Genomic DNA, 13,241 nt, shown 5'->3' on the forward strand with positions numbered 1-13,241 from the left:
CGGCCGTGTCGCGCGACTCGGACCTCGGTGGGTGAGCCGCGGGGCGATGTCGGGCGCTGCGGGTGGTGCGTCAGCCGCCGGAGCGGTGCCGGGCGACCCGGACCCGGGTGGCACACCTGCTGGAGCAGTACCGCCGGGGCGAGCCGGCGCCGTGCGCGACGAACGGGCGGCCGCAGCCCGGTGCCGCGCACACCCCGCCGGGCGGCGCCTGCCGCTCGGCGAGCAGTACCGCGAGGGCCAGTCCGGAGGAGGTGGCGAACCACTCGCCCCAGGGGCCGTCGTCGTCCGCGTCGACGTGCAGATGCCAGGCGGTACCGCCGTGCGCGGTCAGCCGGGGCGGCCTCGCGTACCGGGCGAACAGGGCGTTCAGCGCATCGGCCGCGGCGGTCGTGTCGGCTGCGGCGAACACGGCGGCGACCGGCTCGGCCGCGGCCCGCAGCGCGTCGAGCTCGGCCGGGCGCAGCTCGATGCCCGTCTCGCCGTGCTCGGCGAGCACCGCGGCGAGCCGGCCGGCGAGGTCGGGCTCGGTGGACCGCAGCTCGATCAAGAGGTCCACCGCCCGTTGTGCCGCCTCGATCGGTGCCGACCCCGCGGTCCACTGAGCTCCGTCCATGCCAGCCAGTGTAACGTCTTGCAAATGAGAAGCCGTTACGGGCTGGCCCGGTACCTCGCCGGCGCCACCGCCGCCCGCGCCGGCGACGAGGCGTCCGCTCCCGCTCTGGTCCTGCTCGGTCTCGCCGCCACCGGCTCCACCCGGTCCGCCGGGCTGGTGCTCGGCGCGCTGACCGCCGCCACCGCGGTCGGCGGCCCGGTCCTCGGCGCGGTGCTCGACCGGGCCCGCCGCCCGCCCCGCTTCCTCGCCGGCTGCCTGCTCGGCTATGCCCTGGGACTCGCACTGTTGACCGTCGTGCTGGCCCGCGCGGCACTGTGGCCGGCGGTACTCGTCGCCGTCGCGGCCGGCGCGTTCGGCCCGGCGCTCAGCGCGGGGTGGAGTTCGCGGCTGGCGACGGTCGTCCCGTCCGCCGCGATCCGGCGCGGCTACGCCGCCGACTCCGCGTCCTTCGCGGTCTCCGCGCTCGCGGGTCCGGCCCTCGCCGGCGTGCTGGCCGCCGCCCTGCACCCGACCCACGCCGTCCTGGCGGCCGCGCTGCTGCTGGTCGCGGCGGTCCCGTTCGCCCTCGGCCTCCCGTCGGGCCCGCCGGCGCCGAGCGACCGGGCAGCCGCGCCGAGGCCGACCACCGTGCCGCCCGCCGGACCGACGCCCGCGCCGGCCTGGCCGAACACGGCCACTGTGGGCGCCAACCCGAACACGGCCACCGCGCCGACCAGGCCGGACGTCGGTGCCTCGCCAGCCCGGCCGGACCCCGCCTCCGCCTCCGCACGGGCCGACGCGGGTGCCGGCTACGCCGGGGCCGAGTCGCGCGCCGCCTCCGCAGGGGTTGAGTCGAAGGCCGCGGCCGAGGCGGTCGGGCCGGCTGCGGCCTTCGCTGCGGGCGCGGCGTCGGTGCCGGCCCGGTCGGGTGCGGCTCCGGTGCGGGCCGAACCGGGTGCCGCCTCCGTGCCGGCCCAGGAGGGCGTTGTCGCCACGGCGGCTTCGCCGGACGCCGGGTCCGTGACGGCGGAGCCGGTCCGCGGGGCGGCGCCGGGTGCATCGCTCGGGACGATGCTGCGGCGGGGTGCCCGGGCGGTGCTGGCCGACCGGGCGCTGCGTACGGCGACGCTGGTCTCGGCCCTGTCGTACCTGGGCATCGGGGCCGCGACCGTCGCGTTGCCGGTGCTCGGCGCGGCGTTGACCGGCCGGGCCGGCGCCGGCGCCCTGCTGCTGTCGGTGACCGCGGGCGGTGCGCTGCTGTCGACCGCCGCGCTGGCCCGCTGGCCGGTACGGATCGGTGCGCCGGCCCAGGTCGTGGCGGCGACCGCGACGATGGGTACCGGCCTGGCGGTCCTCGCGTGTGCGCCGTCGTGGCCGTTCGCGCTGGTCGGTGCAGCGGTGGTCGGGGTGGGTGACGGCCCGCAGCTGTCCGCGCTGCTGGAGATCCGGCACCGGGCCGCCGGGCCCGAACTGCGTACCCAGGTCTTCGCGGCCGGGGTGAGCATCAAGCAGGCCGGCTACGCCGTGGGCGCCGCGTCGGCAGGCCTGATCGCGACCTCGTCGGCCCGCCCCGCCCTGGTACTCGCGGTGCTCGCCCAGCTCGCCGCCCTCGCCGTCGCGACCCTGCCAGCAAATAGACGAGGGTCGATATCGTGACAAGTCGGAACGAACCACTCTGTGGGGTCGCTCACGGTGGTGTACCGGTCTTTCGGCCCAGGGGGTCGGTGGCTTAGCGTGCCCGGTCGTGGCTACACACCGAGACAGCGGCCCCGCCGAGGCGGGTGCCTCGAGCTACCCGGGCCAGGGCTACCACGACGTCGACTACCCGAGCGCCGCACCGGGATACTCGGCCGGCCGGGACGGCGAACGGCGCTACGCCGAACGGATCCCGCGCTACCCGGACACCCCGCAACCGGACGGCGCGGAGCCGACCGGCCGCCGCGCCGGCGGACCGGAAGACCTGCGCCTGACCGACGAGGACGGGGTGCCGTCCCGGCCGGTCGAGTCGCCGACGACCGCCTACCAGCCGGTGTCGCCGGCTGCGCCGCAGCAGCAGCCGTCCACGACCCCCCGCCAGGCCGCCGGCCAGCAGCCCGCCTCCCAGCACCAGCCGGCCCAGCATCAGCCGGCCGCGCACCAGGCCGGCCCCGCGGGCCCGTCGTCCGCGCACCAGCAACAGGCGCTCGGCCAGCAGGCGCCGGCGGCCCCACCGGTACCGCCGCAGCAGCCCGCCGCGCCCCAGCAGTCCGGAGTGCCCCAGCAGCCTGGCGCGCCCCAGCAGCCGGGTGTCCCACCGCAGCCCGGCGTCCAGCCGCAGAGCGCCCCGCCCGCGGCGGTCCCGCAGCCGAACGCGGCGCTGTCGGACCTGCTGCACGAGCCGACCCAGCTGACCGAGCAGGTGCCGGTCTACCCCGGCGGCGGTACGAGCGCGGGCACCGTGCACCGGGCGCACGCACAGCTGGCCTGGGCGTTCGGTTCGCTGGCGATCCTGTTCGACATCCCGATCGCGGTCGTCCTGGTGCGCTCGCTGATGAGCGACGGCGTGGTCGTCGGCGGTGTGGTGTCCGGGCTGTTGCTGCTGCCCGGGCTGCCGCTGCTGGCCGCCGGGTTCTACCAGCTGTTCTCCGGCCGCCTCGGGGTACGACCGGGGGAGGGGCTCGCGGCGCTGTCCCGCCGCCCCGTCGCGCTGCTGTTCGCCGGCGTGGTGCTGGTACTGGCCGGTGCCATGGCGGCCGGCTGAGCGGCCGATGGTCCGGCCGATCGCCGCCGGCTGTGCGGCCGGTGGTCCGGCCGCCCACCGCCGGCTGGACGGCCGACCGTCCGGCCGCTCGCTGCGCGCCGGACCAGCTGCGTACACTTGACCCTCGGCGACCGTATCGCCGTGCCCGGGTGATCCTCCCGGGTGCCGGCCGCGGTCGACCTCGCGTGCCCGTCACCGTCGCAGCGATGCGCGGTGGGCGCCGACTCCCTGGTCCCGTTTCCACGGGTACCGAGCGGACATCGGGCACCAGGGCGGTGATCACCGATCGCCGCGACAACCAGGGAGTGCGGGCCCGTCCCGCACACGATGTGAGGAGAACTCAGTGGCCGTCGTCACGATGCGACAGCTCCTGGAGAGCGGTGTCCACTTCGGGCACCAGACCCGTCGGTGGAACCCGAAGATGAAGCGGTACATCTTCACCGACCGCAACGGCATCTACATCATCGACCTGCGGCAGACCCTCGACTACATCGAGAAGGCGTACGAGTTCGTCAAGAACACCGTCGCCAACGGGGGCAACGTGCTGTTCGTCGGGACGAAGAAGCAGGCGCAGGAGGCGATCGCCGAGCAGGCGACCCGCGTCGGCATGCCGTACGTCAACCACCGCTGGCTGGGCGGCATGCTCACCAACTTCAACACGGTGCACAAGCGTCTGCAGCGGATGAAGGAGCTGGAGTCGATCGAGCAGATCGGCGCCGACCAGGGGCTGACCAAGAAGGAGCGGCTCTCGCTCGAGCGGGAGAAGACCAAGCTGGAGCGCACCCTCGGCGGTCTGCGCGACATGCAGAAGGTGCCGTCGGCGATCTGGGTGGTGGACACCAAGAAGGAGCACATCGCCGTCGACGAGGCCCGCAAGCTGGGCATCCCGGTCATCGCGATCCTGGACACCAACTGCGACCCGGACGAGGTCGACTACCCGATTCCGGGCAACGACGACGCGATCCGGTCCGCCACGCTGCTGACCCAGGTCATCGCCACCGCGGCGGCCGACGGCCAGATCGCCCGCGCCGGTGCCGCCCTGGGTGACACCGAGAAGCCGGCCGCGACCGGCGCCTCCGCCGAGCCGCTGGCCGAGTGGGAGCGCGAGCTGCTGGAGAACCCGGCCGCCGGGCAGACCACCGAGGCCGCCGCTGAGCAGCCCGCCGCCGAGCAGCCCGCCGCCGAGAAGCCGGCCGAGCCCGGCGACGAGGCCAAGGCCGGCGCCGACTCCTGATCCGCCGCCCGACGTGGCGCACGATCGACTTCCGGGCACCGGCACCGAACGCGGTGTCGGTGCCCGTACGTTGTGGCCGGCCGGCGCGTCACCGTGCCGCCGGCCCGCGTCGGGCATCCGCACTTTCCCACTCGGACTTCCGCTGAACCAGAGAGAGAACAATGGCTGACTTCACCGCCGCGGACGTCAAGAAGCTCCGCGACCTCACCGGCGCCGGCATGATGGACTCCAAGAAGGCCCTCACCGAGGCGGAGGGCGACTTCGAGAAGGCCACCGAGCTGCTGCGCATCAAGGGCGCCAAGGACGTCGGCAAGCGCGCCGGCCGTACCGCCGCCGAGGGCCTGGTCGCCCAGTCCGGCAACGCGATGCTCGAGCTCAACTGCGAGACCGACTTCGTGGCCAAGTCCGGCCCGTTCATCGAGTTCGCCCAGTCGCTGGTCGAGCACGTCGACGCGAGCCGCCCGGCCGACCTCGACGCGCTGCTCGCCTCGACGCTGTCCGACGGCCGCGTCGTCGCGAAGGCGGTCGACGAGGAGGCCGCGAAGATCGGCGAGAAGCTCGTCGTGAAGCGGTTCGCCGTGCTCGACGACCCGATCTCGGTGTACCTGCACCGCAAGAGCCCCGACCTGCCGCCGGCCGTCGGCGTGATGGTCTCGTACTCGGGCGAGGACACCGGCGCGGTCCGCGGCGCCGCGATGCAGATCGCCGCGATGCGCCCGCAGTACCTGACCCGCGACGAGGTGCCGGCCGACGTGGTCGAGAACGAGCGTCGGGTCGCCGAGCAGACCGCCCGCGAGGAGAACAAGCCGGAGCAGGCGCTGCCGAAGATCGTCGAGGGCCGGGTCAACGCGTACTTCAAGGACTACGTGCTGCTGGAGCAGGCGTCGGTGACCGAGAACAAGAAGTCGGTGCGTCAGGTCCTGGAGGCCGCCGGCGTCCAGGTGACCGCGTTCGCCCGGTTCGAGGTCGGCCAGGACTGACCCAGGTCTCGAGGCGCGTACGTCGACCGGCGCCCCCATCCGGCGGACACCGCCGCGGGGGCGCCGGGTCGTGTCCGGCGTGGTGTGGTCGGCACCGGGTCGGGCGGCCCGAGCTCGGTGCCGTGCCCGGCGGCCTGCCGACCACGGCGGAAACCGGGCGGGTCGGTACCGTGCATAGCGCGGACAATCGAGGGCGGCAGGGAAGGGCGAGAGCATGGCGGCAGGCAGCACGGCGGCGCAACGCGACGCGGAGGAAGCCACGGCGGTTCCGCCGACCCCGTCCGGGAAGTACCGGCGGGTCGTGCTGAAGCTGTCCGGCGAGGTGTTCGGCGGCGGCAAGGTCGGCGTCGACCCGGACGTGGTCGCCGACCTGGCCCGCCAGATCGCCGCGGTGCAGCAGCAGGGCGTGCAGGTGGCCGTCGTGGTCGGCGGCGGCAACTTCTTCCGCGGTGCCGAGCTCAACCAGCGCGGCATCGACCGGGCCCGGGCCGACTACATGGGCATGCTGGGCACCGTGATGAACTGCCTGGCGCTGCAGGACTTCCTGGAGCAGCGCGGGGTCGAGACCCGGGTGCAGACCGCGATCACGATGGGCCAGGTCGCCGAGCCCTACATCCCGCGGCGCGCCATCCGGCACCTGGAGAAGGGCCGCGTGGTGATCTTCGGCGCCGGCGCCGGCATGCCGTACTTCACCACCGACACGGTCGCCGTGCAGCGCGCCCTGGAGATCAAGGCCGACGTCGTGCTGATGAGCAAGAACGGCGTGGACGGGGTCTACACCGCCGACCCGCGCAAGGATCCGACCGCGACCAAGGTCGACACGATGAGCCTGGCCGAGGCGCTGCAGCGCGGCCTGACCATCGCCGACGCGGCCGCGTTCGCGATGTGCGACCAGAACGGCCTGACCATGCTCGTGTTCGGCGCGGAGGGGGCGGACACCGTGGTGCACGCGATTCTCGGCGAGAAGATCGGTACGTTGCTCACGCCCGCCCGGGCGAAGTGACCCGAACCGCTCCGTCGGCCGCCCGTGTCGCATCCCGGCCGGTCGGCGACAATCTCCTTCAAGACCGCGCCTAAGGAGGCGACAAGGTGATCGACGACACACTCCTCGAAGCCGAGGAGAAGATGGAACGGGCGATCGAGCACGCCAAGGAAGACTTCGCCACGGTGCGCACCGGCCGGGCCACCCCGGCGATGTTCGCCAAGATCATGGTGGACTACTACGGCGCGCCGACGCCGCTGCCGCAGCTCGCCTCCATCGCCGTCCCGGAGGCGCGGATGGCGATCATCAAGCCGTACGACGCGTCCCAGATCGGTGCGATGGAGCGCGCGGTGCGCGACTCGGACCTGGGCGTCAACCCGGCCAACGAGGGCACCCAGCTGCGCATCAACCTGCCTCCGCTGACCGAGGAGCGGCGCCGGGAGATGGTCAAGGTCGCCCGCGGCAAGGGCGAGGAGGCGAAGGTCGCCGTGCGCAACATCCGGCGCAAGGCCAAGGAGGAGCTGGACCGCATCATGCGCGACGGCGAGGCCGGTGAGGACGAGGTCCGCCGCGCCGAGAAGGACCTCGACGACGTCACGCACAAGTACACCGGGAGCGTGGACGAGATCCTGAAGCGCAAGGAAGACGAGCTTCTCGAGGTCTGATGGCAGGCAGCGGACCGTTCTCCTCGTACGAGCAGCCCCGGCCGCGCGGCCGGCACCGCGCTGCGGACGCCGACGACCCCGACGGGTCGGCATCGGTGCCGCCGGCGACCCCGGCCGACCGGCCCGCACCCGCCGCGCCGGGCTGGGACGGCCCGGCCGAGCCCGGCTGGGACGTCACCGCGGCGCGGCCCGCGGTCGACCCGGCGACGGCGTACGAGGCGGGTCCGCGGCCGGACCGGGCCGCCGACGCCGCGGACGGTGACTGGGCGGCGACCGGTCAGCTGCCGGTCACGCCGGCCGATCCGACGCACCGCGACGTGCCGCCCGATCCCGTCCGGTCGGGCCCGGAGGCACCGTTCGGCGGTCCCGTTCCGGCCGACGAGCACAAGCCGCGGGCCGGCCGGAACCTGCCCGCCGCGATCGGCGTCGGCGTCGGCCTCGGCGCGATCGTGCTCGCCTCGCTGTACGTGCAGCGGGCCGCGTTCCTGCTCGTCGTGGCCGCCGGCGTGGTGCTCGGTACCTGGGAGACGGTGCGCGCGTTCGGTCGCGCCGCGGAGCCGGCCAAGCGCACCCGCCCGCCGCTGGTACCGCTGCTCGCCGGTGCGGTGGCGATGCAGGGCCTGGCCTGGTTCGGCGGCCTGGAGGCGCTGACCATCGGCCTGGTCTTCACGCTGGTGGCGGTGTTCATCTGGCGGCTCGCCGACGGCCCGCCCGGCTACCGCCGGGACGTGGCGGCCGGTGCGCTGATCGCCGCGTACGTGCCGTTCCTGGCCGGCTTCGCGGTGCTGCTGGCCCGACCGGAGGACGGCGCCGCGCGGGTGGTGGCGGCGCTGGCGATGGTGGTCTGCAGCGACACCGGCGGGTACGCGGTCGGGGTGCTGCTCGGCCGGCACAAGATGGCACCGCGGATCAGCCCCGGCAAGTCCTGGGAGGGCTTCGCCGGTTCCGTGCTCACATGTGCGATCGCCGGCGCCATCCTGGTGTACTTCGTGTTCCACCAGCCGCTGTGGGCCGGTGCGGTGTTCGGCGTCGCGGTGAGTTTGGTCTCGGTGCTCGGCGACCTGACCGAGTCGATGATCAAGCGCGACCTGGGCATCAAGGACATGGGCAACCTGCTGCCCGGGCACGGTGGCGTGATGGATCGGCTCGATTCGATCCTGTTCGCGGTACCCGTGGCGTTCGCGCTGCTGAGCGTGCTCGCGCCGGCCGGGTGACGGGCGCATCGGGTGCAACCTGCCGGGGCGGGCAATCGTGCGTGGACGTGGGACACTGGCCAGGACATGACAGCTCTGCCGTTGATCACCGAGCCCACGACCCGACGCCGTCCCCCCACCCCGAGGCACCTGGCCGACCTGGACATGGCAGCCCGCCGGGAGGCCGTGGTCGCCCTTGGCGAGCCCGCCTTCCGCGCCAACCAGCTGTCCCAGCACTATTTCGGCCGGCTGCTGGACCCCGCGGCGGCCGACGCCGCCGAGGCGCTGACCGACGTCCCGGCCGCCTCCCGTGACCGGCTGGCCGCCGCGCTGCTGCCGGTGCTGGCCCGACCGGTCCGGCAGCAGGCCGCGGACGACGGGGCCACCCGCAAGACGCTGTGGCGGCTGCACGACGGCGCGCTGGTGGAAAGCGTCGCAATGGGCTACCCGGATCGGGTGACGGTGTGCGTCTCCTCGCAGGCCGGCTGCGGGATGGGCTGCCCGTTCTGTGCGACCGGCCAGGGCGGGCTGACCCGCAACCTGTCCACCGGGGAGATCGTCGAGCAGGTCGTCGCGGCCGCGCGGCTGGCCGCCGCCGGCGGGCTGACCGGGGCGCCGCATCGGCTGTCCCGGGTCGTGTTCATGGGCATGGGCGAGCCCCTGGCGAACTACGCCCGGTTGGTCGCCGCGGTGCGCCGGATCACCGAGCCGTCCCCCACCGGGCTCGGCCTGTCGCAGCGGCATGTCACGGTGTCGACCGTCGGGTTGGTGCCGGCGATCCGCCGGCTGATCGAGGAGGAGATGAACGTCACGCTCGCGGTGTCGCTGCATGCCCCGGACGATGAGCTGCGTGACGAGCTGGTCCCGGTCAACACCCGCTGGAAGGTCGCCGAGGTGCTGGACTCGGCATGGGACTATGCGTCCCGAACGGGACGACGGGTGTCGATCGAGTACGCAATGATTCGAGATGTGAACGATCAGCCGTGGCGGGCCGACCTGCTGGGTCGGCTGCTGTCGGATCGGTTGGCGCACGTCAACCTCATCCCGCTCAACCCGACCCCGGGAAGCCGATGGGACGCCAGTCCCAAGCCGGTGGAGCGGGAGTTCGTCCGGCGGCTGCGGGCAGCCGGCGTGCCGACCACGGTGCGTGACACCCGGGGGCGGGAGATCGACGGTGCGTGTGGACAGCTTGCGGCTGCGGAGGTGGGCGAGTGAGTCAACAGGGTCAACGGTTTCGTCGGCGCGCGTTGCGACGTGGATACAAGGTCGACGAGGTCGACGAGTTCCTCGAGCGCGTTGAGGCCACCCTGGCCGGCAGCCCCCTCGGGTCGCCGGTGACCTCGCGCGACGTTCACGACTTCGTGTTCCGGGTCCGGTTCGGCGGCTACGACGAGTGGCAGGTCGACATGCACCTGGACCGGGTGGAGCGGCAGCTCACCGCGCTGGAGGAGGGCGGCGGCATGCCGGCCGCGGAGCCGGCCCAGCTGGCCGGTCCGGGCTCGGCGTTCGCGCTGCCGCCGGGCGACGACAGCCTCGGCGCCTACCGGGAGCCGGCACCGCGGCAGGACCCGGGTGGCTACGACGGTGGCGGTTACGACGGTGGCGGCTACGACGGCGGGTACGACGCACCGCCACCGCGCCGGGACTTCGACGCGCCGCCGCCGCAGCGCGACTACGACCCGGCCCCGCAGCAGCACGACCCGTACGGCCGGGACGGGTACGGCGGCCGGGACGACCGGCCGCGCCCGGTCCGCGAGGACGAGCCGACGATGGTCCGTCCGGCTCGCGCCGCCGCCTCGGTGCCGCCCGCCGATCCGGCCGGTGCCGGGCGGGCGGAGGTGCCGGCCCCGGCCGGCCGGGCGATGCCGCGCCCGCCGGCGCCGCAGCCGGAGGACTTCACCCAGAAGCTGCCGCCGGTGCGCTCGGACTACGAGCCGGCCGGCGACTATCCGATGGCCGCGGAGGGCCGTCGGCGTGAGTCCCGGTACGAGCCGGAGCCGGAGCGGTTCGAGCCCGAGCCGCCGTCGTTCGCCCCCGAGCAGCGCTACGACACCCATCGCGGCTACGAGGCGCCACCGCAGCCCGGCAGCGGGTTCGACCCGGCCGGCTACCCGCCGCCCGCGTTCGACCAGCCGCGGGGATACGAGCCGGAGCCGCCGCGGTTCGAGCCGCCGACCGGCGAGATCCGGCACGGATACGAGCAGCAGCCGCCGCAGCCGGCGCCGACCGGCAGGTTCGAGACCGGTTTCGAGCCGGGCCGGCACGGCAAGGTCGACATGACCACCGAGATCCCGGCGGCGGACTCGCCGTTCACCCCCGACGACCTGCACCGGCTGGAGCAGGCCCGGCGCACGTTCCAGGTGCGGCGGTTCGGCAGCGGCTACGACCCACAGCAGGTGAACCGGCTGTTCGACGCGATCGCGGCGACGATGTCGGGCCGGGCCACCGTGCAGGTCTCGGACAGCGAGCTGGATCCGGGTCAGTTCAGCCTGGTGCAGGGTGGGCTGTTCGAGGCCGAGGTCGACGGCGCGCTGCGCGACGTGCGGGACATGTTCTCCCGGCGGGGCATCGCCCGCTGAGTCGGTCCGGCCCGGCGAGGGGAAGCGTCGGGCCACCCGATGCCGGACCGCACCGTGTCCGGCCACGCGGTGCGAGGGTTCGCGCTGCGGGGCCGTGCGGTTCAGGGTCGTGCGGTGCGGGGCCGTGCGGTGTCGGGTCGCGGGCGGCGCGCGCGGCCGGTACGAAACGACGAACGCCCGGGTGCGAGCGGCACCCGGGCGTTCGTGTGGTTCGGCGAGGTCGCGGTCAGCGGCGCAGGCCGTTCTTGCGCAGCAGCCAGTCGAGCACGACGGCGAGCACCAGCAGAGCGGCGGTGACGACGAGGAACACGTCCTCGACGTGGCCCTCGTGGTTGCCGATCGTCATCAGCAGGCAGATGATCGCGCAAATGATCGCGCCGGCCCGGGCGGCCTTGCGGTTGAGCGGCTTGCGCTGGTCGGGCGACGTGATCTGTTCGGACGATCCGGACACGGGGCAGCCTCCTGTACGCGCATGAACGTCTGTCAGTTTGACATGCCCGCCGGTGTGGTAACCGGCAGACCCCGCAGCGAGTGAGGTGTGGGCACACGCCCGGCACGCGGCGGCGCGCACTACTCTGGGTGCCGCACTCGTCGTGCCGCACCCGTGGCGGCGCCGATGGGGGAGGGGTCCGTCGCGGGCGGACGCAGGCACGCAAGGGGAGGACCGCAGCGGTGCGAGTGACGGGTACCGGTCACGCCAGCATGTTCATCGAGACGGGCGCGGGCAGCATCCTGACCGATCCGTGGGTCAACCCGGCCTACTTCGCCTCGTGGTTCCCGTTCCCGGACAACTCCGGGCTCGACTGGGACCGGTTGGGACAGGCCGACTACCTCTACGTCTCGCACCTGCACCGGGACCACTTCGATGCGAAGAACCTGAAGGAACGCATCTCGAAGAAGACCACCGTGCTGCTCCCGGCGTACCCGACGAGCGAGCTGCGGGACGAGCTGGAGGCGCTGGGCTTCCGCAACTTCATCGAGACCGTCAGCGACGAGGTGCTCGAGCTCGACGGCGGGCTGAAGGTCATGATCCAGGCGCTGACCTCGCCCACCGACGGCCCGATCGGCGACTCGTCGCTGTGGGTGGAGTACGACGGGGTCCGGCTGCTGAACCAGAACGACGCGCGGCCGACCGACCTGTCGGTGTTCCGCGACCTGGGCCACGTGCACGCGCACCTGCTGCAGTTCTCCGGCGCCATCTGGTACCCGATGGTGTACGAGCTGCCGCAGGCGGCGAAGACCGCGTTCGGCAAGCAGAAGCGGGCCCGCCAGTTCGACCGGACGGTGCGCTACATCGACGATCTGAACGCGAGCTGGGTGTTCCCGATCGCCGGCCCGCCCTGCTTCCTGGACGACGAGCTGTGGCAGTTCAACGACATCTTCGGGGACGAGGGGAACATCTTCCCCGACCAGCAGGTGTTCGTCGACCATCTGCGCGAGCTGGGGTACGACAACGCGGTGATCCCGCTGCCGGGCACGGTCGCCGAGATCACCGCGGACGGCTGCGAGGTGACGCAGCCGGTGCCGGACGTCGCCGAGTTCTTCGCCAACAAGGAACAGCACCTCCGGGACTATCGCGAGCGGCAGCGCATCGTGATCGAGGCGGAGAAGGCGTCCTGGTCGCATCCGGAGATCGACGTGCTGGCGACGATGAAGGAGCGGATCGAGCCGATCCTTTCCGAGGCCGAGCAGATGGCGAAGGGGATCGGCGGCCCGGTCCGGTTCGACCTGGTCACCGGCAAGAACGGCGACGACGACACCGACGCCGAGCAGGTCGAGTCGATCGTGGTGGACTTCCTGGACCGCCAGGTCCGGCCGTACGCGGGGGAGAAGGTGCGGTACCGCTTCCGCACCGAGCGCCGGCTGATCGAGCACCTGCTGTACACCGGTGAGGTCGACTGGGTGAACAGCCTGTTCCTGTCCTGCCGGTTCTCCGCGGCGCGGATCGGCCAGTACAACGAGTTCGTCTACGCGTTCTTCAAGTGCCTGTCCGAGGAGCGGATCAACTACGCCGAGGGCTGGTACGCCGAGCAGAAGCCGGACGCCGAGGACATCGTGCTGGGCGACTGGGTGGTGCAGCGCCGCTGCCCGCACCTCAAGGCCGACCTGACCCGGTTCGGCAAGATCGAGGACGGCGTGCTGACCTGCCAGATGCACGGCTGGAAGTTCGACCTGGCGTCCGGACGCTGCATCACCAGCGTCGGCCACGAGATCCGCTCCAGCCGCCGGGAAGTGCCGGCGCAGCCGGAGAGCTGACGCACCACGGCGGTCGCCGG

General features: G+C 73.3%; 12 protein-coding genes. 10 read left to right on the plus strand and 2 right to left on the minus strand.

Annotated elements, in window-relative coordinates; all coding sequences use genetic code 11:
- Positions 1–70: 70 nt before the first annotated feature.
- Complete coding sequence (locus tag NUM_RS06915) at positions 71–613, minus strand: CGNR zinc finger domain-containing protein (RefSeq protein ID WP_207123761.1); 543 nt, start codon at positions 611–613, stop codon at positions 71–73.
- 24 nt (positions 614–637) lie between these two features.
- On the opposite strand from NUM_RS06915, the gene NUM_RS06920 reads away from it, so the two are divergent.
- The 9 genes from NUM_RS06920 (at position 638) to NUM_RS06960 (ending at position 10,965) form a co-directional block, all read left to right on the plus strand.
- Positions 638–2,248: an MFS transporter gene (locus NUM_RS06920; protein WP_207123764.1), complete on the plus strand. Its 1,611-nt coding sequence runs from the start codon at positions 638–640 to the stop codon at positions 2,246–2,248.
- 88 nt (positions 2,249–2,336) lie between these two features.
- Complete coding sequence (locus NUM_RS06925; protein WP_207123766.1) at positions 2,337–3,332, plus strand: hypothetical protein; 996 nt, start codon at positions 2,337–2,339, stop codon at positions 3,330–3,332.
- A gap of 343 nt (positions 3,333–3,675) precedes the next feature.
- Complete coding sequence (rpsB, locus tag NUM_RS06930; protein WP_207123770.1) at positions 3,676–4,566, plus strand: 30S ribosomal protein S2; 891 nt, start codon at positions 3,676–3,678, stop codon at positions 4,564–4,566.
- A gap of 161 nt (positions 4,567–4,727) precedes the next feature.
- The gene (gene tsf / locus NUM_RS06935; RefSeq protein ID WP_207123771.1) at positions 4,728–5,546 is read left to right on the plus strand and encodes a translation elongation factor Ts; all 819 of its coding nucleotides are present in this window, start codon (positions 4,728–4,730) and stop codon (positions 5,544–5,546) included.
- A gap of 214 nt (positions 5,547–5,760) precedes the next feature.
- Positions 5,761–6,549, plus strand: a complete 789-nt coding sequence (gene pyrH, locus NUM_RS06940; protein WP_207123772.1) for a UMP kinase — start codon at positions 5,761–5,763, stop codon at positions 6,547–6,549.
- Positions 6,550–6,635: 86 nt separating this feature from the next.
- Positions 6,636–7,193 carry a ribosome recycling factor gene (gene frr / locus NUM_RS06945; protein ID WP_030446453.1) on the plus strand — a complete coding sequence of 186 codons (558 nt, stop codon included), beginning with the start codon at positions 6,636–6,638 and terminating at the stop codon, positions 7,191–7,193.
- A complete protein-coding gene (locus tag NUM_RS06950; protein WP_207123774.1) occupies positions 7,193–8,407 on the plus strand; it encodes a phosphatidate cytidylyltransferase in 1,215 nt (404 codons plus the stop codon). The genes frr and NUM_RS06950 overlap by 1 nt, the downstream gene beginning before the upstream one ends.
- Positions 8,408–8,473: 66 nt before the next feature.
- Positions 8,474–9,601, plus strand: a complete 1,128-nt coding sequence (gene rlmN, locus NUM_RS06955) for a dual-specificity RNA methyltransferase RlmN (RefSeq protein WP_207123777.1) — start codon at positions 8,474–8,476, stop codon at positions 9,599–9,601.
- Entirely contained in the window at positions 9,598–10,965 is a 1,368-nt protein-coding gene (locus tag NUM_RS06960; RefSeq protein ID WP_207123779.1) for a DivIVA domain-containing protein, read from the plus strand. The genes rlmN and NUM_RS06960 overlap by 4 nt, the downstream gene beginning before the upstream one ends.
- Before the next feature lie 226 nt (positions 10,966–11,191).
- Here the strand turns inward: NUM_RS06960 and NUM_RS06965 are convergent, their stop codons facing one another.
- A complete protein-coding gene (locus NUM_RS06965) occupies positions 11,192–11,416 on the minus strand; it encodes a DUF2631 domain-containing protein (protein WP_030446449.1) in 225 nt (74 codons plus the stop codon).
- 221 nt (positions 11,417–11,637) lie between these two features.
- Here NUM_RS06965 and NUM_RS06970 point away from each other — a divergent pair, with 221 nt between their 5' ends.
- Positions 11,638–13,221: a Rieske 2Fe-2S domain-containing protein gene (locus NUM_RS06970; protein ID WP_207123782.1), complete on the plus strand. Its 1,584-nt coding sequence runs from the start codon at positions 11,638–11,640 to the stop codon at positions 13,219–13,221.
- Positions 13,222–13,241: the final 20 nt, after the last annotated feature.

This window comes from Actinocatenispora comari (assembly GCF_017312725.1).
GTDB lineage: Bacteria > Actinomycetota > Actinomycetes > Mycobacteriales > Micromonosporaceae > Actinocatenispora > Actinocatenispora comari.

Bases quoted from the DNA above. Each gene is read 5' to 3' on its own strand.
- NUM_RS06915 (WP_207123761.1), bottom strand. From the start codon at position 613: ATGGACGGAGCTCAGTGGACCGCGGGGTCGGCACCGATCGAGGCGGCA.
- NUM_RS06920 (WP_207123764.1), top strand. From the start codon at position 638: ATGAGAAGCCGTTACGGGCTGGCCCGGTACCTCGCCGGCGCCACCGCC.
- tsf (WP_207123771.1), top strand. From the start codon at position 4,728: ATGGCTGACTTCACCGCCGCGGACGTCAAGAAGCTCCGCGACCTCACC.
- pyrH (WP_207123772.1), top strand. From the start codon at position 5,761: ATGGCGGCAGGCAGCACGGCGGCGCAACGCGACGCGGAGGAAGCCACG.
- NUM_RS06950 (WP_207123774.1), top strand. From the start codon at position 7,193: ATGGCAGGCAGCGGACCGTTCTCCTCGTACGAGCAGCCCCGGCCGCGC.
- rlmN (WP_207123777.1), top strand. From the start codon at position 8,474: ATGACAGCTCTGCCGTTGATCACCGAGCCCACGACCCGACGCCGTCCC.